The sequence below is a fragment of the Veillonella sp. HPA0037 genome, assembly GCF_000411535.1.
Classification (GTDB): Bacteria; Bacillota; Negativicutes; order Veillonellales; family Veillonellaceae; genus Veillonella; species Veillonella atypica.
The window spans coordinates 1,037,047-1,058,496 of sequence record NZ_KE150483.1; the positions used below are offsets into that span (position 1 = coordinate 1,037,047).

Sequence of the window (21,450 nt, forward strand, 5' to 3'; positions counted from 1 at the left end):
TTACGACATGAATGTGCCGGAAGAGCATCCGCTGATTATTCGATCACTCTTCACCTCGTCTACCCTAACGACTGCCTTCGCGGGTACTTGCGCTATTCGCCTTTACGAATTCGGAACTCCTTTCACTCATATGTGGCAGAACTAGTACAATTGTAATCATACTAAATTATATTATACTAAATCGATGTAATGAATGTAAAGAATCTAGACTTTATGAAAGCATTAAACACGAGATATAACTCTTATTTTCATAGGGCTCCATAGAATCAAATGATTTCATAGATTACTCATACACCATCATTATACTACTTACTATAAAGATTTTATACAATCATATTTATCAAAATTTACATGGTAAATATTTATTGTCTAAAAGGAGAGATTTAAATGAATACACAAAATAACAAAACACATAAAAAGGCAACATCCCTTAAACATAAACATTCATATAGAAAATTACGCCGTTGGGTGCTACCTGCAGTATTAGGTGCAGCCCTTTCTACATTGGCATTCCTTCCAACCTTTGCAGAAGACATACCAAGTGCTCCGCCAGCAGGGAATCCACCGCTGAGTGCACCTAATGGTCCAGCTCCAAAAGCCGAAGCTAATCCTAATACGTTCACAGGTACTACTGTTGTAACAGAAAATAAATCTATAGCACATGAATTGATGTCCAATACAACATCCGATCAGAATGCGTTCATCGGCAAACATAAAGCAGTCGTAAACATCGAAAACAGTGTATTCGATAAAACCGGCAATACGACAAGCGATGACAACAGTAATTTCCGTGGTCAAAATGCAGTAATCCTCGGCATCGATGGTAGTCAAATCAACATAAAGGGCAGCAATATTACATCCAATTCCAATGGTTCAAATGCAGTGTTTGCCACTGGTGAAGGCTCTATCATCAACGTGGAGAACACTAACATTCATACCAAAAATGATTCCTCTCGCGGTTTAGATGCCACCTATAAAGGCACTGTGAATGGTAAAAACCTTACCATTACAACCGAAGGTGCTCACTCCGCTACGCTTGCCACAGACCGCGGTGAAGGCACAATCACAGCAGAGGCTGCCAAATTAACAACAGCTGGTGACGGTAGTCCTATCATTTACTCCACGGGGAACATCACAGCAGACTACATCACAGGCGAGGCAAAAAATAGTGAAATCGGCGTCGTAGAAGGTAAAAACTCTATTACCCTTACAAACTCTAATGTAACGGGGAACAAAGATAATGGATTCATGCTCTACCAAAGCTTCTCTGGCGATGCTGAAAGCGGTATTGCACGACTCAAAGCAGAAAATAATACACTCACAACTCACGCTACAGGCGCGTTCATCTATGTAAATAACACCACTGCAGAGGTGGACCTGACTGGCAATGCCATTTCCACACCAAATACCACTACCTTAGTGAAAGCAGCGGCAGACAGCCGTTGGGGAAAAACTGGTGAAAACGGTGGTCACCTTACACTCCGTGCATCCAACCAAGCCTTAAACGGTAATATCGTAGCAGATGCCATCAGCACCATTGCACTAGACATGACAAATGGATCCAACCTCGTCGGGGCTATAAACACTGACAATACAGCTAAAGAAGTTACACTAAAACTTAGCAAAGATTCCACTTGGACACTTACCGGCAATAGCTATGTAAAATCCTTAACTAACGAAGACACAACAGGCAGTAATATTCACTTGAATGGATATAAACTTGTTGTAGCTGATAAATAATATATGTAACAAAAAGGGGCTATAACAGAATGCGGTTTTACCGCATTCTGTTATAGCCCCTTTTATTTAAATATTTCACTTATAACAGTAAACTACAATACTTACTACAATATTTAATAGTAAAAGTACAGCCAAAATATAAAAATTAATCTTAGATGCCTTAGAGTTAATGTTATTATCAATACTCAGACTCTGTTTTGAAAACAACTCTCGATTTCTATTTAATTCATCTTGTAAGTCGACAATCATAGATTTATTTAGTTCATTACAAGTTTTATTAGTATTATTCTCTTCAATTAATGATGACAATTGTTTTTGGTACTTAAAGAAATCATTTTGGAGACCAATAATCATGGATTTATTATTCTCATGACTTTCTTTATTAGCATTGTCCGCTTCAACCAACAATGTAAATTGTGCTTGATACTTATCTAAGTCACCTTTCAAACCTAGAATCATAGCTCTATTATTCTCAATACTAACCTTATTTGCATTATTTTGATCATCTATTTTAGAATCTAACTCAGCTAATATATTTTTAAAATTAGTTTCATTTAAATCGACCTGACAAAGTATTTTCTCTGTACGTTCAATATTATCTTTTAATAGCGCTCTATAATCTAAAAGTTGCTTAATTAACCCCTCAATCTTTTGATCTAGTATATCTTTATCAGCATCTATTACAGTCAAACTATCATTTATATCATTTTGACTTTTCTTTAGGGTTTTAACCTCTTCTTTTAATCTAGCCAGCTTTTTTTGTAAGTCTTCTTGTTCTTTTAATTGGGTTACAACACGCACTAACTCATTTCTGGCTAATTCAGAAATTTCCTTTTCAGAGGCCCCTTTTAGCCTTAATTCTATTTCTCTTACTAAACTTCTATTATAAGCAATATTAGTGGCACCCAATCGAAATAACCCATATGAAATATTCGTTAATCTTTTTTGATATTCAAATGTTTTTTTATGGGCATCACTAGATTCTTCTAAAGCCTTAGCCGTAGAAATAACTGCATTTTGTAATTTTTCTATTGCTCTATCTGTATCTATACTATCCCAAAAAATGCCATAATCAATTATTCCGTTCTTTACATCATCCGCTTCCTTTATAGCTGCATCCGCAGCTTCTTCTGCTTCAAGAATATGTTTTTCTAAATCATTTAATGCATCTATCCTTGTAGTAATTAAATCTGATAGATTTTCTTCTGTATATTCTGAAGTATCAATATTTACTAGTTGATCCATTCCAGGTTCAGCATCATAAACTTTTGCTTTAATATCAATTGTTTCCTTTTTATTCTTTTTCATTAATAACACCTAATCTAAAATCTCTAATAGTTGATTCTTTAATCCTGGATTACGGTTTTCTATCAATTGTGAATACTCCGAAATATTATTCAGGGAGCCAGCTATTAACTCTAACTGATTTTTATAATAACATTCAATTTCAACCGCTTTATTTTCCAACTCACTAATTGCTTTCTCAACAGACCTTGCCTCTATAAACATATCAGCTTGTTTATAAAGTACAATTGCATTCAAATTATAGATATACTCCATCTGTGTTGCCAAGAAACTAGTTTTTGTCGATTTTAATTTTAGTCCCATTTTAATATCTGAATAACAAGCTATTGCAAAACGTCCTATACCTACAAAATTAACTCGTAATACAAAACTTCCCCAAAATGCAGGATTTATTGCTCCACCGGTCTTAATCGCACTTCTAACTCCTGCATCAAACAAATCAACTGCGATAAATGTTCCTGTTGCAATAGTTAACATTCTATTAATTGTCCTATTGTTATAGGGAAATATTTTTTTCCAATTCAACTCACGTATAGAGTCATGTTGTTTTAACTCACTGTATAGTCGACGTATAAAATATGAAGCTCTAACTATTACCTCATTAATTATTACTGGTAGTGCTTGTCTCCCAATTTCATGCAAAACCGCCAATTCCCCCCTTAAATCAAATCTATCTTCTCTATATATTTTATGTAAGAATTCAGACAAATTCGTATTTCTTATAATTGGCAATCCCGATATTTCCTTTAACATAGAAACTAATGGTCCAGGAATTCCCATCCCAGCCCCGGCAGTCTTACTACTACCAGACATATCACTAATAAGATGGAAAAACCAATTAATTGTCCCAGCATAAAATTTATGAACAATATCGTGACCTATAAGTTCACCATTAGAAATTGTAATAGGAATAAACTCACCCTTAGAGTTACTAAAATAAGCCTCTTTTGTAAATTGTGTAAGGATAGAAAAAAATAAACCTATTATCGTAGGATGATGCGCAAAATCATCTAAATGATGGCTCTTAGCAGAAACTCCAATATCGCTTCCATTCCAAACATTATCACTAGGAATCTTAAAAGTTTCTTCTAACCTATCTATAGCTCCTTTTAGTCTATTACCTTTATATCCTTGAGACTTTGCTACCTTCATTACAACTTCATTGACTTTTTGGTTACTCCATGCTTTACCTCTTTCGAAGGAAAACTCTCCTACCCATAGACTATCAATTAAAGCCGCTATAACACCACTACTGACCGCAATAATATAATCAATAGTATCAGCATTATTGGTCAATCTTTCAATCTCAGATTTATAATTTTCAAGTTCATGTAACAATACGTCTTGTTGCATCTCTAGTTTATTCAAGGAGGATATTATTCTAGCTCTGCGTTCAAGATCATCTGGTAAAATATCAAATAAATCTGTTCTTGTAAATTCTATTTTTAAATCATTATCCTGAATGAGTAATGATCTATCCATGTACTGCTCCTCCTTTGAATTTCTTCTTTAATTTTCATATAATTTTCATGAGAATAATATGAGTTAATTATAATTCTCTCTTTCAGACTCGTCAATTAAACGATAATAAGAATTATGTTATATTTATTTAAACAAACACAACCACTCTATAAGGATAGATACGACTAATTAAATATTTAATCACTAAAACCAAAATTAACAACTACAATTCAACTTCCTAGTAAAAATAGTTACTCTCAGTAATTTAATATCACCTATAAGAAACGACACAGCGCATAAATATCAACGTATTATGATAAATCCATTTGACAACTATCTAACATACATATAAAGGTTATAAGACAAAAAGTGTGGGGGACTACTCCCAATAAGTTAGAAAATCTGTAGACATATAGAGCTCATTCTTAACAAGAGCATCACCCCATTGATTGAACAATCTATTTGACAATACTCAGATAAACATCTATAGATAACCGCAATCTATTAATCTGTAGGCATACTATTTAATAAATCTGAAATAGAAAGCGGTCTTGGCGAGTGCATATAGCACCACCAATAGACCGCTTTTAGTCTTCTTTCAAGTGAAAGTCCCCTATGAGCGCGTAACACACTTCTTAGTTGAGCATTTACGCCACTTTCAATACGATTATTTCTTGTAGGTACTGTAATATCAATACATTCTAAAAATGTAAATAAAGTTTGTTGCCTAATCAGGCGCCATAATGATGATTCGGCTTTAAGCAAACGCTCATGTGTAGATCGTTTATTTCCGAATTCATCAATCGTCATTTCTCGTAAAAAATCAGAATATGTCATTCGCCACGCTGAAAGCCCATTAATCCTTACAAAGGCTTGATCCATTGTTTTCACATTAAATAAAGCTTTGGCAAGATTATAAAGGTCCTTTCCTGCTAACGTTTTAGGTCTACTTGTCGTATACCGTCTAACCTGACAAAAAATGTGAAATAGGCATCTTTGGTGGCTACTATGAGGCCAAACTTTCCGTAATGCTTTAGGTAAACCATTAGCACCATCAGATACAACGACTTTAGGTTCAGCAATCCGTTCCATTAAACACTGCCAAGCTCTAGCATGCTCATAACGGCAGACATACCATCCTAGAACATGAGTATCATTGCAACAAATCAATACACATAAATTCCTAGATAAGTAAATTCCATCAAGGTATACCACATCATGTACTTCTTCCACCTTTTGTGGCAATGGCCATATGGACCAAAATTTAACGGTTTTACGCCTGAATGTACGGCCTTTACCAGGCGTATCAGCTTGAATATCGATGCTGAATAACCAATTCAAGAATAGGTTTAACTCTTTACTTAGATTATTAATTTTTACGGAAAATGCCACCTTACAATGTTTAGAAAACCAACGCTGAGAACCAGATTTTAAAACACCATGTTTAATACATTTTTCATTACAATCAGGACATTTTATTTGTCGCATAAACTCTTCCTCCATATTTGTTTATATATAGAAAGATATGACCTCATTTTAGTCAGTAAATACAAGGGTTAATTAATGTTTTCACCCACACTTTTTGTCCACCCTCAAACTTCTTCAGAAAAAGATTAAACCCTTATAACACTAGATATTTACTAGTGTTATAAGGGTTTTTACACACACTTTTTGTCCTATAACTCCCACTTTTTTTGGAAAGTTCATCGAAAACCAACCTCTATATTTATACTAAATAAACAAAAGAATTCCTTCACCCAAAGTTTATTTTATATTAAATAAGGGCATTTTAGGTTTATGTATTACTTTTTATTAGTAATATTGCTGATTGTAGACAACAGAGCATTACTATCTTTTAATAGATCTTTTACGTCTTCATTTTTTAAATAACCTGTATTTGAAGCAGAAAAAATTAAATCAGTAATTTTTAACAAAATAATATTTCTTGCTTCCTCATCTTTGCTAGTTTCAACAAATCCCCTATATGCAGCCAATGCATTTGCTTTAGTTTTATTTAAGGTGGCATTATGCTTTAGTATATTATGTTTATGTATAACAAAATATATTACAAATATAGAAAACAAAATTAAAGTCATTCGAAGAGATAAAAATGTTAATAATAGCACTATCGGTTCAATACCAGTAATAACTGGGAGATCTATATCTAACGACATCATTTTAAAGATCATACAAATAAAAAGAAAAATCAATACTATCCCAACTATCAACCATCTTACCGAAGCCTTTTGCAATCGGCTTGCTTCATTTTCATACACCTCCGTATAAACAGGCAGTGCTATTTCTCCAGCCAATATCTGCAACCCTTCTATGGAAGTGTTAACTCTATTTTCAAAAGAAGAAATTTCATTTGAGATATTTGAATATAAATCGGTCAATCCACTCAAAGATTTATTTAACTTATTTACTAATGAAAAAGTATAAAATGAATCTAACTCATTCTTATACTTATTAAATGTTGTCTCCAAAGATGATATATCCCGTTCTATATTATCACTACTATTATCCGGAGTTCCTTTAAATATATGTATAGACTTATTTAGTGTTATAAATGCAGATTTTAACTCATTTAAGATAGTATTTATCTTGTCCGCTTGTTCTGCTGTAAAGTCACCAAAATTCAACTCCATAAAAAACTGTAAATATGGTATTATGCAATCTTGAACTTTAAAAATACTATCAATATCTAAAACAATTGTACCACGCAATTGGATAAATTCATTCATACTTTGTTTTAACTGGTCTCTCAAACCTTCTGATACCATGGCTTATCACCTCAATACTCATAGCACGCTTGAAAATTATATATAGGATACTTAAATTTTACTAGTAAAGTAATATAATTCACAATAGAAATACCTATTATATAATACTCCAATATAACTCACATAAAAAGCAAATACCCCCATATACGTACTTTTAATAAGTGTAATAATAAAAGTGTAAACGAATATATGAGGGATTTCTCCTATCAATATCAAATTATATTATGCAATCAAGCTAAAATCTCAATTCAATTTATTTAAATTATTCAGCTAGCCCTTGTTCTCTACCAATAATATCGGCAATTTCTTGACATAAGGATTGTAATTCTTCTTGATTAGGCCCTTCAGCCATAACGCGAATGAGTGGTTCTGTACCAGATGCACGTACCAGTACGCGACCTTCGTCACCAAGTTCACCTTCAGCTGTTACAATAGCAGCCTTAATAATATCGTTTTCTTCCCAACCAGTCTTTGTGGCAACGCGTACGTTTATAAGAACTTGTGGGTATTTTGTCATAATGCCAGCCAATTCAGAAAGTGGTTGGCCTTTTTCTTTTACAAGAGCCGCCACTTGAACAGCAGTCAACATACCATCACCAGTTGTGTTATGATCGAGGAAAATGACGTGACCAGATTGTTCACCGCCAATGGAAAGGTCGTGTTCACGCATATATTCCAATACATAGCGGTCACCAACAGCAGTAGAAACGGTTTTCATACCAAGTTCTTCAGCTGCTTTGTGGAAGCCGATATTACTCATAACGGTACCAACTACGGTATCGCCTTTGAGCTTACCTTCTTCTTTCAATTTAAGAGCGCATAAAAGCATGATTTGGTCGCCATCGAGGACTTGACCTTTTTCGTCTACTAACAAGCAACGGTCTGCATCACCATCATTGGCAATGCCTAAATCAGCATGGTGTTGTTGAACAGCTACTTGCAAGCCTTCGATATGGGTAGAACCGCAATGATGATTGATGTTCAAACCATCTGGATTGACATTGATATTGATAACCTTTGCACCAAGACCAGACAAAATTTCAGGACCTACGCTAGAAGCGGCACCATTCGCGCCATCATAGACAATCGTTAAACCTTCAAGGGATGTATCGATTGTATGACGAACAAAGTGAGCATAGTGATGTGCAAGATTTGCATTATACTCTACACGACCAATACCAGCACCTGTAGGACGAGGTAATTCGTTATCTGCACTTTGACGTACATATACTTCTAATTGATCTTCTACGTCATCTGGTAATTTAAAACCACTACCATCAAAGAATTTAATACCATTATCTGGGAATGGGTTATGAGATGCAGAAATAACAGCGCCCGCATCAAAACCTTGTTGCTTTACAAGATATGCTACAGCAGGTGTAGGAATAACGCCAGCCATAACTACATTGCCGCCTACAGAACAAATGCCAGATGCCAATGCACATTCCAACATAGAACCAGAGATACGCGTATCTCTACCAATCAAAAATGTAGGATGTTCTTTTACTTTACCAAAATGTGTTGCCGCTGCACGCCCTAAATGGTATGCCAATTCAGGTGTTAAAAATTCATTAACAACGCCACGTACACCATCGGTACCAAATAATCGAGCCATATATATTCTCCTCCGTCTACAAACGAATGTATTTCAATCTATGTTGTGTGTATTATATCACACGAGTTTGTACAATTTATAAAATCCAGGTTGAACTTTCACCATAGCACGTAAATGTATAAATCTATTTGTGAAAGTATCATTCATTAGGTTTTGCATACATGCTCATGCACGCAATCGCCGTTTCTGCACCATCCAAAGCGGCACTCATGATGCCACCCGCATAGCCTGCACCTTCCCCCATCGGGTAAAAGCCACCGACTGTAGTGGATACGCGATTTTCATCACGACCCATACGAAGTGGAGAAGATGTGCGCGTTTCAACGCCGGTCATACAGATTTCAGGGTTATCAAAGCCTTTGATACGGCGTCCCCAATACGGTAAGGCCCGTTCTAAAACAGACGATACATAATCAGGTAAACACTGGTGCAAATCGCAATCTACGATATGAGGTTCATAACTATGTATACTGCTTTCAACAGACGGCGCATCAGCCTGGCCTAAGAAAGAACCTACCGTTTGAGCCGGTGCATTAAAGTTTGAACCACCCAATTTATAAGCCTTGCGTTCCCATTCTCGTTGAAATGCTACGCCATCTAGAGGATGGGTACCAAAATCATCAGGGCCTACGTTTACGACGATAGCACTATTTGCAACGCCACTGTCACGAGCATACAAGCTCATACCATTGGTTACAACACCGCCCGGTTCGGACGCAGATGCGACCACTTGCCCACCAGGACACATACAGAAGCTATAGGCAGTGCGTCCCGATTCCTTATCATGATATACCAAAGAATACTCAGCAGCCCCTAAACCTAGGCTTTTTGGATCCACACCGTACTGAGATTGATCGATAACATCTTGAGGATGCTCAATGCGAACACCAATAGCAAATGGTTTAGCTACCATATCGACACCGCGTTTAAATAACATTTCATACGTATCTCGCGCGCTATGACCTACACCAGATAAAACTAAAGTCGTATCAATACGTTCCGCACCATTCACCTCGATACCGACCACATGGTCCTGGTCAACAAACACATCGGTTACCTTAGCTCCAAAGCGGACTTCGCCGCCCCATTCGATAATGCGCTCACGCATGGCTTTTACCATATGACGTAATTTATCTGTTCCTACGTGAGGTTTATGCTTGTATAGGATTTCTTCCGGTGCCCCGAATTCTACAAAGTATTTTGAAATTTCATGCAACCGTGGATGTGTGACGCGCGTAGTCAATTTACCATCAGAAAATGTACCGGCCCCACCTTCACCGAATTGAACATTTGATTCAGGTTTAAAGGTTCCCGTTTTCCAAAATGTTTCTACATCCTTCGCACGAGTATCTACATCTTGTCCCCGTTCTAACACGATAGGGCGATAGCCTTCACGGGCTAAGTAAAAGGCCGCCATCATGCCTGCGGGACCAAATCCCATCACAACAGGTCTATGTGCTAGAGGTCTATCACCAATGGCAATCGGTTCTGGATCCTCAGGTGTAAATAAGGTAACATCCTTTTGCTTACCTAGTTTCTTAATGATTTTTTCTTCATGTTGAGCCTCTACAAAAAGGGTATACACAAATACAATATTGGGTTTCTTACGAGCATCGACGGCACGTCTCACCACATGAATTTTCTGTATATATCCCTTTAGTTGAGGGTATTTCTTTTCTACTATTTCCTCAATCGTAGCCTTTACGGTAACGGCTACGCGAAGATTTATTATTCTTATCATATCTATGCTTTTCTTTGTATATCCACTGTTACATGAACCGTAGTCATCTTACTAGTAAGGCCATCAGGAATTACTATATTATAGGTACCATCAATAGGTGCCGTAGCATTACTTATATCAATAGATTCCGTCTTAAGATCCGAAACAGAATCTACCATTTCTTCACGACCTGTAATTGTTACTTGTACAGGCTTAATCGTAATACCTTTGACTTCATAACCATCCGCTACTTGACCTACGGTTATTGCCGAAATAGGTACGGCTTTATCTTTTCTAAGTAAATTTAATTCATACTGTGCTTGACCTTGTGTTGGGCTAATATTTACATCGAGCACATTGCCCGCATTATCCCAAGCTTCCAAATCAGCAACAGCACTAAAGTTTTTAGTTTGACCGGCCACATTAACCTTCATGACAACCCGTGTGGCAGCCATTACTTGTTGTTTGCGACCAGATACCGTAACTTCCTTCGGAATGACTGTAACCGATTTTAATGCTACATTATCCGGAATTTGTCCAATTGGCACAATTTCAACAGGTAATTTCTTTGACGCAAATTCATCAACATTAATCGTTACCGTATCAGGTTTGATTTCAACTATGCTCATCCCCGATGGTGGATTAAAGTGGATGGTTACATTATTTTGTCCCGTCGAAACCCCTGATGCATCTATATAGGCCTTAAGATTATCAGACTTTAAGTTAATAATCGTATCGCGAGGCCCACTAAGCGTAACGCGTACATATTGAGGTGCATCCTCTATGATGTAATTAGCTGCCAAATTTTGCACCTGTACAGGCACCGTATAGGAAACCTCCATCACAGGATTTTGGTCGCGCATAATAAAAAACCACATGACGATGGCTGCCAATAATGAAAGTATTTTTGCAGGCCAGTTGCGTTTCAAATGAATCATCATTTCTTGCCACCCCATTTCCACATGCTCGTAATATTTTGACGAGGTCTTTCCATAAATGTACGAAGGGCCTCTTTAATTTGATCTTCTGGTAAGTGACGGTAAATATGTCCGCCATAGGTATAAGAAATGACACCCGTTTCTTCGCTGACAACAACGACAACTGCATCTGTTTGTTCCGACAGACCGATAGCCGCGCGATGACGTGTACCAAGTTCGGTACTTAATGTACGGTCCTCGGTAAGCGGCAATAGACAACCTGCAGCCTGAATGCGGCCATTGCGGATAATCATAGCCCCATCATGAAGAGGTGTACTAGGAACGAAAATATTTTTAATCAATTCCCGACTAAGTACAGCATCAACAATAATGCCTGTATCAATAAAGTCGTTTAAGCCTACCTCGCGTTCAAATACGATGAGGGCCCCTGTATGTTCACGAGACATAACGCGTGCAGCAGCCATCACTTCATTGATAGCCATGTCCATTTCTTCTTCGTTTACATTCTGTGCTTTACTAAAAATACGGCCACGCCCAAGTTGCTCTAGGGCACGACGTAATTCCGGTTGGAACACGACAGGTAACGCAAAGAGGATAACGGTCATCCCTTGTTGGAGAATCCAGTTAATAACATACAGATTCATTACATGGCTTAAAACATTCAAAATAGCCAAAAATAATAACCCTTTTAGCAAGGCTACAGCGCGTGTATCCTTTAAGAGTTTATACATATAATAAATACCGATAGCAACCGTCAAGATATCGATGAGATCAAGGATTCTAAAGGTATGTATGAGGGCTTCAAAATGCATATGTGCAACTCCTTATACAAAATAATAAGGTACAGCCATTACATTAGCTGTACCTTATATTTTATCGCATTTTATGAGCACTGTAAATTTAAAACAGGGTTATACATTTTGCGTTTTTCTAGAGTAATCAAACATTTGTGACAAATACTTATGCCTTTTGATTCATAAAGTACTCTGTTATAACTTGGTTTGGTGATTTAAAGTTTAAGACTTTTTGTGCAATGTTATTATATCTATTAGCATATCGACTATGTGCTTTTAGAAAACTCTCCATACTATTAAACTTACGAGAATAAAATCTTTCACTATCAATTCGATGACTGCGCTCTACCTTTCCATTCTGCCACGGAGAAAATGGTCTTGTCGTTTTATGCTCTATTCCTAATCTTTTTAATACAATATCAAATAAACACTCTCGATCTTTTACTCCATAGTTTGTAAATTCACGACCATTATCTGTTTGTATTGTATGAATAGGAAATCCCATTTTGGCTTCTAAATTTAATAAGAAGCGACTTGTATTAGTAACACTTTTTTCATCTATAATTTTTAGAATTCTCTTTCTAGAAAACTCATCAATAGCTGTAAGTTGATAGTAAGATTTTCCTTGTGTTGAAAAGGCTAAACTCTCGCGAGGTACGTATTTTATATCAATCTGAACCTTTTCTCCTGGATATGTTATTATATCCGGTTTCCACTTGCTTTTAGGAACAGATTTAACAACCTTTTTCTCTTTAATATGACACCTGATTTGTCGGCACATAGAGCCATATGAGCGTTTATAACCACGCTTTTTTGCCTCAACATATACTTGAGACAGCCCTTCATGTTTAAACTTAGAATGCATACGCTTGATAAGTGCTAGTTCTTCCTCAGTGTGTTGATTAGGATGAGAATGTGGTTTACGACTATACAATCGAAGTGAATCAATAGTCCCGTCGAAACGCTTCACCCAACGTTGTACTTGTTGTCTACTAGTATGATAGCGACGTGCAGCTTCAGCATTATTTCCATACTTTATAGCATATTCACATACTCGTTTACGAAATCTTAATTCTTCAGTTATAATAGAATGCATGAGAAGGAACTCCTTTTGTTGTAATGTTTGGATTAAGCAACTTCATTATAACAGAGTTCCTTCTCATTTTTTATTCACTTGTCACAAATGTATTATACTCTTACAAAACAGGGTTATACATTTTGCGTTTTAATCCACACATCCATGCATCCACCGCAGACCATGCCTTCTTTTACGGCTACATCATCATTTAATTTTACTTCAATACGTCGATGTTGCTCCTTCTTCTTCATGGAATCAATAGCACTGAGGCGTATTTCATTTTCTGCACGGCCACCGCCAATAGTGCCAAAAATAGATCCATCAGGGAATACAACCATCGATGTACCTGCTTTACGAGGCGTAGAACCAGCCGTATGAAGAATTGTTGCCACTGCTAGTGTTTCATCTGTGCGTTGACTCAAATATTCTACAAACTCACGATTCATGACTTACAACTCTCTTTCTGCGTAAAAACTGACCTTGTTTACCTCGTACAACAGCAAGGTACTCACTGACGATAGATAAAGCAATTTCCTCTGGTGTTTGAGCACCTAAATCTAGTCCAATAGGAGCATAGATCATATCGAGTTCCTCTTGCGTCCAACCTTTGGCTTTCAAATTTTCTAATGCATAATGAATGCGTTGTTGACTGCCCATAACACCCATATAAGTAGGCAGTTGATCTCTCAATTGTTCAAGGCATGTGTTATCGAATTCATGGGCTCTCGTAACGATAATAAATCCATTATATTCATCAAGAGGTAACTTATCTCTAAAATCATCTAAAGGCAAACATTTTCTTGTTACACGCTCATCAAAGAATTCAGGCACCACATATTCAGGTCGATCATCGACAACCGTAGCACGACATCCGATAAATAATAATAAATCCGTAATGGCACGGCTTACATGACCAGCCCCCAGTACAAGTACAGATGGATCCTTTTCAACAGGTTCAACAAAACATTCAGTACTACCAAATACACATAAAGCATTCGGCTTAACTCTATTTAGTGTAAAACCTTCTATAGCGTCACCATATAATATATCCCCATCCTGATTATAGATAGTTCTATCCCCTTGGCGAGGCCCCGATAGGATGGTCACCAAAAATGTTGGCTCCATCACCTGTAATCGGTCTTTCATAATATCATAAATGCTTTCCATCTTTATTCCTTTCATAGTCCCATGCTGTAACAGCCTCTAAGACACCGCCGCCAACAGCGAGGGATTTGTCAGAAATACTATAACAATGCGATTCCTCACAGCGAGCATCCACATCAGCCAATTTAAAATGATCAGAAACGATGAGTCCCGTTTTTAAAATGCCCCGTAACGTACCGGTAATCTTAGCTCGCACCGGTTCTTCATCGACATAACCAATCACTTCGTTAGCTTGCACCTCGTCACCAATATGACGTTTAGCTGTAAATACCCCTGCCTTTGGCGAATGAATCACCCGTTCATGGGTATAACCACCCACATTGCCAGGAATACCCGTATTTGGTTGCGCTTCACCATCATAAATGCAGCGTCCTAAATTATGGCCACGCATAGTTTCGATGACTACATTCACATCGCGGCCAGCGCTAAATCCAGGACCTACACCAATAACAAATGGCGCATCGAGTCTAGTAGTTCCCAAATTCTTTTTAGCCAAAATGGCATCTACAACAACATCCGGATGCAGTTGATCTAATAACTCTTCATAGGACGATGTTACAACAGGAATCACACCTTGTGATAACGTATCCTGAATTTCACCGATACACACATGACGTGCAACCAACCGTTCAAGAATCATTTCACCACAGTGAACAGCATTACCATAACTCACCTCTCTGCGAATCATAGTAGGTATAGCAATTTCATTAACTACTACAGGGTACCCTGCACGTCTCAATCTATAAATTGCACCGGAAGCGATATCGCCGCCTCCGCGCACAAGTATCAAAGGCTTCATACACCCTCACTTTCACGATGTTGCAAATCGTTATAATCCTCTGGCGTATCTATATCAAATCCCCATTCAGGAATAATACTTACATATTCTACAAAATTATGCCCCACACCACGAATGATCGTTCGTCCACCTTGGTCACCCTCGATGTGTTGCAAGTCCTCAAACCAATGGGCACCAAACAAAACTGGATTGCCAGGGTGTTGAGTTATTCCATATTTAGGTACTACGATTGTTCTATTTGTTTCATCCCTATACTGTTGAAAGCTAGTAATGAGTTGTTCAACAACCATTGGATTCAATAACGGTTGATCAGACACAGAGCAAATAATACCATCTAAAGCGCGTGTGCCAAATTCATTCATCAAGTATTTCACGCCTAATGCGATGGATGTGCCTTGACCTAAATCAGAACATTCGTTATGAATAATGGAAAATCCATAACTGCTAGCAATATGGTCAATATCATGGTCCCCACCTGTAACGGCAACCATTGGATAGGTTTTTAAATTCCATGAAGGATTAGTTCGTTTCCATCCAATTTGTAATGCATGACATACCGCGTCAAGAATCGTCTTTCCGCGCCACGGAAGTAATTGCTTATTTGTTCCCATTCGTTGAGACTGACCTGCTGCTAACAAAACAAGGCCAATACGAGGTGTTTCTCGTGAAAGGGCGCCCCCTAAGGGAGCGCTTTCACCTGTCTTATATTTCATTTTGCTACCTAGCGACATTGAATAATGCGACGAATTTCACAACTAGCCTTATACCCATCAGCCAACACAATGGCCGTGATATCACTATCTACCACATGACTTATGAAATCATCAATAATACGATGTTGTACCGTGTCATAACCCGTGCAGAACAAGATTTTCTTGCCCTTACTATATTGGAATAGCCCTTGTTTATGAAGCACGATTTGAGCAAGCATATGAGGTGTTACAATGGCACCTTCTTCGCGATGTACAATGGATTGCACTAATTCTAAATTATGTACATGATCTTCATCAAGGGATGCGCCCAACATTTGAAGGTTCACCACCCCTATAGTCGTCTTTGTTTGACTTGGGATAACAGGTTCCGTATGTTTTGGTGCCTTAAGCCATTTCTCTTTGGCTCCATCCGCTTCAACGACGATTTGCCAGTTTGGATGTAACGCACTAAGGCCATCTATGCTTTCACAATCTACAGCATCAACCTTAGTTCGTGTAATACCATTAAACCAGGCACCACAATAACCTTGTTGAATACGTTTTGTACAATATTCATCAACATCGTTGATATCCTTTGTATAAATAGGTTCATATTGAGCCACTTGTGATTCATACAACTGTGTTGTAGTCGTCACTACGATAGGTTGTCCTTGCAACCGACCATACTCGACTAGCTTAGATAAGACCGTTGTTTTGCCGCCAGCCCCAACCAATGCGACAATGCCAGGTTGGATAAGACGATTCCAGTACTGCGTTTGTGATGTCATAGCACGAGGCCCCCTTTAGGAATGTAGAAATGGTTATACTTTATATTTCTCGTCCATCCCCATAAATACCTTCTCTGGTGTCATAGGTAATGTACGAATATCCGCACCAACTGCATTTTTTACAGCATGTTGTATTGCGGGACAAGCTGTATTAATAACAATTTCACCGATGGATTTAACACCATATGCACCACTTTCCTCATATGATTCAACAAAGGCTGTATGTAATTCACCAATATCTTGACGTGTAGGAATTTTATAGGTCATAAAATTATTAGTTTCTAAACGACCATTACTAGAGTATCTAACGTCTTCATACAAAGCCATACCAATGGCTTGTACTGCGCCACCTTCTACCTGTACGCGCGCTAATTTAGGATTCACAACGGTACCACAGTCTACACAATTATACATATGTAACGGTATAATTTGTCCCGTTTGTTTATCTACCTTAACTTCAGCGATAGACGCCATGAATGGTGGTGGAGATGTATGACTACCCCATGTTGCAAAGCCCGTTAATTGTTCGGATGTAGTTCCGACTAATAGCTTAGGCGCTAATTCTTGAACGGACATTTTCTTTGTACCGTCCTTAGTCGTACCTACTAAGCCATCAAAATCAATATCTTCTGGTTTAACATCCATAAATTGCGCTAATTTATGGATTATCTTTTCTCTCAGTTCTTCAGCCGCCATTTTCGCCGCAGTACCCGTTACATAGGTCGTGCTCGATGCGTATGAACCCGGATCAAATGGTACGATATCCGTATCAGATTCGACAACCGTCATAGATTCCATAGGGCAACCAAGGGCTTCACAAGCCATTTGTGTAAGAATTGTATTAGCCCCCATCCCCATATCGGAAGAGCCCGTATACAATGTGTAGTTACCATCATCGCCAAGACGAATTTCTACAGATGCTACATCGATATTAGCAACACCGGACCCTTGTAAAGCAAGAGCCATCCCCAAACCGCCGCGATAGCGCTCATCAATGTCCCAGCTATGAGGACGTTCATCCCAACGAGCCATTTCCTTAACCTTATTTACGGTTTCTTGGAATAGTCCAGAATCCATAATTTCATCAGGATCATATACTAAGCTGCGTTCACCAGCAGCAATGAGATTCTTTTGACGAAGTTCAGCTGGATCGATTTCCATTTCGTCCGCCAAACGGTTTACTGCACATTCTAAAGGCCACAAAGCTTCTGTAGCACCATAGCCACGAAAGGCACCGCCCGGCGTATGATTCATGTAAACCCCTTCCGTGCCGTAGTGCACCGCTTTTGCCTTGTTATACAATGGCACGGATTTATGTTCCCCCGCTGTGGTTGTCGTAAAGCAGTGTGTTGCATGAGCACCTGCATCGGTAATGGAGTCCATGTCAATAACTTGGATAATGCCATCCTTTGTAGCACCTACGCGAATATACCATTCACGAGCATGACGTGTAGTAGAACAAGTTTGTGCTTCGGTTCTATCATATAGCAAATAACATGGCTTTTGTAATTTCCATGTTACAAATGCTGTCATCAATTCGGTACAAGCCGTTTGTTTCGATCCAAAACCACCGCCAATGCGAGGTTTAATAACGCGAATTTTAGATGCAGGAATTCCTAGTGCTCGTGCAATATGACGACGCACATGGAACACGATTTGCGTAGAGCTAACGATGACAATACGTCCTAAATGATCAATATAGCCAAAGCTTTGGAATGGTTCCATTGCAGATTGACGCGTAGCTTGGTCGAAATATGTGCCTTCTACGACATAATCGCATTTAGCAAGTTCCGCTTCAATATCACCAACACGCTTATGGTACGATACACAAATATTGCGTTTATAGTCTTGTCCTACCGGAATGTGATTAAGAATATCATCTTCTGGATGAACTACTGTTTCATGGTCCATAGCCGTGCGTAAATCAAGCACCGGTTTTTGCACCTCGTATTCAACCTTAATGAGAGGCATCGCCTTCAATGCAGTAGCTTCATCTTTAGCCACGACGAGGGCCACTTCATCACCTACATAGCGAACTACAGAATCGAGAATCAACGCATCATAGGCAGATGGCTCTGGATAGGTTTGACCTGCTAAAGTAAAACGCGTGTTCGGTACATCTTCATAGGTAAAAATAGCCTCTACACCAGGGATTAATTTAGCTTTAGATGTGTCAATAGATTTAATTTTCGCCTGTGCATGTGGACTACGCAATACCTTAATAATGAGGGCATCTTTTGGCACAAAATCCCCTGTATAAGAAGGTTTACCACTGAGTATACCCTTGGCATCGACTTTATCATAAGACTTACCAATGTGCTTCATTATAAACCTCCTTGTAGATACTTACGAACACCGCGGAGCTGCGACTCATAGCCGGTGCAGCGACAGAGATTGCCAATCAAGTATTCTCGGATTTCATCATCACTAGCATTAGGATTTCTACGCTTCAATGCGATAGCGCTCATCATCATACCGGTAGTACAGAAACCACATTGGTCAGCCCCTTCAGAAGCAAGACAATCTGCTAATAATGAGGCTTCTGCTTCAAGACCTTCAAGGGTCGTAATCGTATGACCGGGCGCACGGAATGTAGGATATGCACAGGATAGCGTGATTTCATCGTCGACCCAAACAGTACATAAACCACAGTTTGTCGTATCACAGCCACAGCGTACGCTATAATAGCCTAAGTTACGCAGTGTAGTTAATAGCATTTCATCCGTTGGCACATTAACGATTACATTCTTATTATTAATATTCAATACTAATTCCATTATTGTGCCACCTCCTTAACTAACCGACGAACCATGGCTTTAGCCATCTCAATGCGATATTCCTTGGATGCATGAGAATTCTTTTGATACACTAATTCCTCTGATGCAATCTGTGCTGCCTCAGCTAATGCATCTAATCCTTTTTCTGAAAGCAAGGCACTAGCTTTCTCAGCCAATTGTGCCACACCTGGACGAGTCCCGATATAGACTTCATAGTTTGTATCATCACGGCGAATAGAACCGGTTAAATACGGAAAGTCACCACGAGAAATGCGCAACGCCTCAACCGCAACAGGCACTTCGCGTTTAGGGATGCGAATTTCAACTAAAATATCGCGTTCCCGATAATTCATATAATCCTTCATGGACATACGACCACCTTTATAGGTTACGATGTCTGCATGAACAGCTAACAAGGCGGGAATAATATCAGAGAACCCAAATTTACTAGCCACGGAACCACCCATGGTAGCCATATTTCTAAATTGGACGCCTAAAATTTCCTTAATTCCACGCACTACGGCGCCACCACAAAATTGTTGTAACGGTTCAAACCGTTCTACATCACCTTGTGTCGCCATGGCACCAATAACAAATTCGTTATCTTCTTCACGAACATATCGTAAATCTAGTCCTGCCATATCGATTACTGCAGGCCATGTACGGCGACCCAATCGTAGCCAACACCCACCCGCAAGCATCGGTGCCGTCTTATTTTTTACGGCCATTTCATAGGCCTCTTCCACCGTCTTCGGTTGTAATACTTTCAAAAAGGCTAACATAATCTATCCTCACAATGGTATACTAAAAACAATCATTATCTTAAGCCATTTCCTATTAGCAATGTTGCCATAAAACCTTTTATTTTTGCTTATATATATAATTGTAACAACTATTACATCGTAAATCTATGACAAACAATATAAAATTACAAGAAGTTTGCAAACAATTACATATACCCGTAGTGGGCACCACGTCATGGCCACTCCCTATAGAGGCCCGTGAAATTTTGCAGGAATCCAATCCCTGTCCATTCACAGCAGCCGACATAGACGAACGACTGATAGGCACAACAGACTTTATGCCACGCAGTGCCATCGTCTGTCTATTTCCCTATCATGTGCCACATGAAGGTCCTACAAATCTATCCCGTTACACGTGGGCCACTGATTACCATCTAGTGGTGATAGACTATTTACAACGCCTCGTAGATGAACTTAAAACGACAGCCCCAGATGCATCATTCTCTATCCATTGCGATACGAGTCCCTTAGCTGATCGATATATGGCCTATTTAGCAGGCCTTGGGGTCTATGGAAAAAATAAATGCTTTATCAATCCAACTTGGGGTTCTTATATCGTCATCGGCACTGTGCTCACCACATTAGAGTTCGAACCCAATACGCCTATGACCGATACGTGTATGGGCTGTAATCGGTGTATTACATCCTGCTTAGGTCAATGTCTAAATGGCAATGCATTTAATTACGCCACCTGTAAAAGCTATTTAACGCAAAAAAAAGGCGATCTCACCGATGACGAACAAGCCATCATCAGGAAATCACCCTTGTTATTCGGTTGTGATGTATGCCAAGAAGTATGCCCCCATAATAAGGACTTACCTACAACACCCATTATTGAATTTCAATCTATCGAACCTTATGTGGATGTTGATGAATTAGAGTCTATGACCAATAAGGAGTTTAAGGCAAAACACGGCCATCGAGCTTTCTCATGGCGCGGTAAAAAGATATTGATACGCAATCAGGAATATATTACAAAACCTTAATACTACC

18 protein-coding genes and 1 pseudogene are annotated in these 21,450 nt (G+C 38.6%); 2 read left to right on the forward strand and 17 right to left on the reverse strand.

Annotated features, from left to right (window positions below):
• The first annotated feature begins 387 nt into the window (after positions 1-387).
• Positions 388-1,740 carry a hypothetical protein gene (locus tag HMPREF1477_RS04840; RefSeq protein WP_016476014.1) on the forward strand — a complete coding sequence of 451 codons (1,353 nt, stop codon included), beginning with the start codon at positions 388-390 and terminating at the stop codon, positions 1,738-1,740.
• A gap of 75 nt (positions 1,741-1,815) precedes the next feature.
• Here HMPREF1477_RS04840 and HMPREF1477_RS04845 read toward each other — a convergent pair whose 3' ends face one another.
• The 17 genes and pseudogenes from HMPREF1477_RS04845 to HMPREF1477_RS04925 all read right to left on the reverse strand — a co-directional run bounded on the left by HMPREF1477_RS04845 (position 1,816) and on the right by HMPREF1477_RS04925 (position 20,436).
• Positions 1,816-3,048, reverse strand: a complete 1,233-nt coding sequence (locus tag HMPREF1477_RS04845) for a hypothetical protein (protein WP_016476015.1) — start codon at positions 3,046-3,048, stop codon at positions 1,816-1,818.
• A gap of 9 nt (positions 3,049-3,057) precedes the next feature.
• A complete protein-coding gene (locus tag HMPREF1477_RS04850; protein ID WP_016476016.1) occupies positions 3,058-4,527 on the reverse strand; it encodes a hypothetical protein in 1,470 nt (489 codons plus the stop codon).
• A gap of 358 nt (positions 4,528-4,885) precedes the next feature.
• Positions 4,886-5,994, reverse strand: a pseudogene (locus HMPREF1477_RS04855) (IS1249 family transposase).
• Positions 5,995-6,308: 314 nt separating this feature from the next.
• Complete coding sequence (locus HMPREF1477_RS04860) at positions 6,309-7,289, reverse strand: hypothetical protein (protein ID WP_016476018.1); 981 nt, start codon at positions 7,287-7,289, stop codon at positions 6,309-6,311.
• A gap of 262 nt (positions 7,290-7,551) precedes the next feature.
• On the reverse strand, positions 7,552-8,904 hold the full coding sequence (glmM, locus tag HMPREF1477_RS04865; protein WP_016476019.1) for a phosphoglucosamine mutase: 1,353 nt from the start codon (positions 8,902-8,904) through the stop codon (positions 7,552-7,554).
• Between the two features lie 139 nt (positions 8,905-9,043).
• On the reverse strand, positions 9,044-10,645 hold the full coding sequence (locus HMPREF1477_RS04870) for an NAD(P)/FAD-dependent oxidoreductase (protein WP_016476020.1): 1,602 nt from the start codon (positions 10,643-10,645) through the stop codon (positions 9,044-9,046).
• 2 nt (positions 10,646-10,647) lie between these two features.
• Positions 10,648-11,565, reverse strand: coding sequence for a YbbR-like domain-containing protein (locus tag HMPREF1477_RS04875; protein WP_016476021.1), 918 nt, complete (start codon positions 11,563-11,565; stop codon positions 10,648-10,650).
• Positions 11,562-12,374 (reverse strand): diadenylate cyclase CdaA, encoded by an 813-nt coding sequence (gene cdaA, locus HMPREF1477_RS04880; protein WP_005375475.1) that lies wholly within the window; start codon positions 12,372-12,374, stop codon positions 11,562-11,564. The genes HMPREF1477_RS04875 and cdaA overlap by 4 nt, the downstream gene beginning before the upstream one ends.
• Positions 12,375-12,522: 148 nt before the next feature.
• The gene (locus HMPREF1477_RS04885; RefSeq protein WP_016475598.1) at positions 12,523-13,452 is read right to left on the reverse strand and encodes an IS481 family transposase; all 930 of its coding nucleotides are present in this window, start codon (positions 13,450-13,452) and stop codon (positions 12,523-12,525) included.
• A 113-nt stretch (positions 13,453-13,565) separates the two neighbouring features.
• Positions 13,566-13,880, reverse strand: coding sequence for an XdhC family protein (locus HMPREF1477_RS04890; RefSeq protein ID WP_016476022.1), 315 nt, complete (start codon positions 13,878-13,880; stop codon positions 13,566-13,568).
• Positions 13,870-14,601: an XdhC family protein gene (locus HMPREF1477_RS04895; RefSeq protein ID WP_016476023.1), complete on the reverse strand. Its 732-nt coding sequence runs from the start codon at positions 14,599-14,601 to the stop codon at positions 13,870-13,872. The genes HMPREF1477_RS04890 and HMPREF1477_RS04895 overlap by 11 nt, the downstream gene beginning before the upstream one ends.
• The gene (yqeB, locus tag HMPREF1477_RS04900; protein WP_016476024.1) at positions 14,585-15,397 is read right to left on the reverse strand and encodes a selenium-dependent molybdenum cofactor biosynthesis protein YqeB; all 813 of its coding nucleotides are present in this window, start codon (positions 15,395-15,397) and stop codon (positions 14,585-14,587) included. The genes HMPREF1477_RS04895 and yqeB overlap by 17 nt, the downstream gene beginning before the upstream one ends.
• Positions 15,394-16,110: an NTP transferase domain-containing protein gene (locus tag HMPREF1477_RS04905; protein ID WP_016476025.1), complete on the reverse strand. Its 717-nt coding sequence runs from the start codon at positions 16,108-16,110 to the stop codon at positions 15,394-15,396. The genes yqeB and HMPREF1477_RS04905 overlap by 4 nt, the downstream gene beginning before the upstream one ends.
• An 8-nt stretch (positions 16,111-16,118) precedes the next feature.
• Positions 16,119-16,877, reverse strand: coding sequence for a selenium cofactor biosynthesis protein YqeC (gene yqeC / locus HMPREF1477_RS04910; protein ID WP_005382104.1), 759 nt, complete (start codon positions 16,875-16,877; stop codon positions 16,119-16,121).
• Between the two features lie 33 nt (positions 16,878-16,910).
• Positions 16,911-19,202, reverse strand: a complete 2,292-nt coding sequence (locus HMPREF1477_RS04915; RefSeq protein WP_016476026.1) for a xanthine dehydrogenase family protein molybdopterin-binding subunit — start codon at positions 19,200-19,202, stop codon at positions 16,911-16,913.
• Entirely contained in the window at positions 19,202-19,654 is a 453-nt protein-coding gene (locus HMPREF1477_RS04920) for a (2Fe-2S)-binding protein (protein WP_005375431.1), read from the reverse strand. Before HMPREF1477_RS04920 ends, HMPREF1477_RS04915 begins: the two co-directional genes overlap by 1 nt.
• On the reverse strand, positions 19,654-20,436 hold the full coding sequence (locus HMPREF1477_RS04925; RefSeq protein WP_016476027.1) for a xanthine dehydrogenase family protein subunit M: 783 nt from the start codon (positions 20,434-20,436) through the stop codon (positions 19,654-19,656). The genes HMPREF1477_RS04920 and HMPREF1477_RS04925 overlap by 1 nt, the downstream gene beginning before the upstream one ends.
• A 128-nt stretch (positions 20,437-20,564) precedes the next feature.
• Between HMPREF1477_RS04925 and HMPREF1477_RS04930 the strand changes: the two genes are divergently transcribed.
• Positions 20,565-21,443, forward strand: a complete 879-nt coding sequence (locus HMPREF1477_RS04930; RefSeq protein WP_016476028.1) for an epoxyqueuosine reductase — start codon at positions 20,565-20,567, stop codon at positions 21,441-21,443.
• The last annotated feature ends 7 nt before the right edge of the window (positions 21,444-21,450 follow it).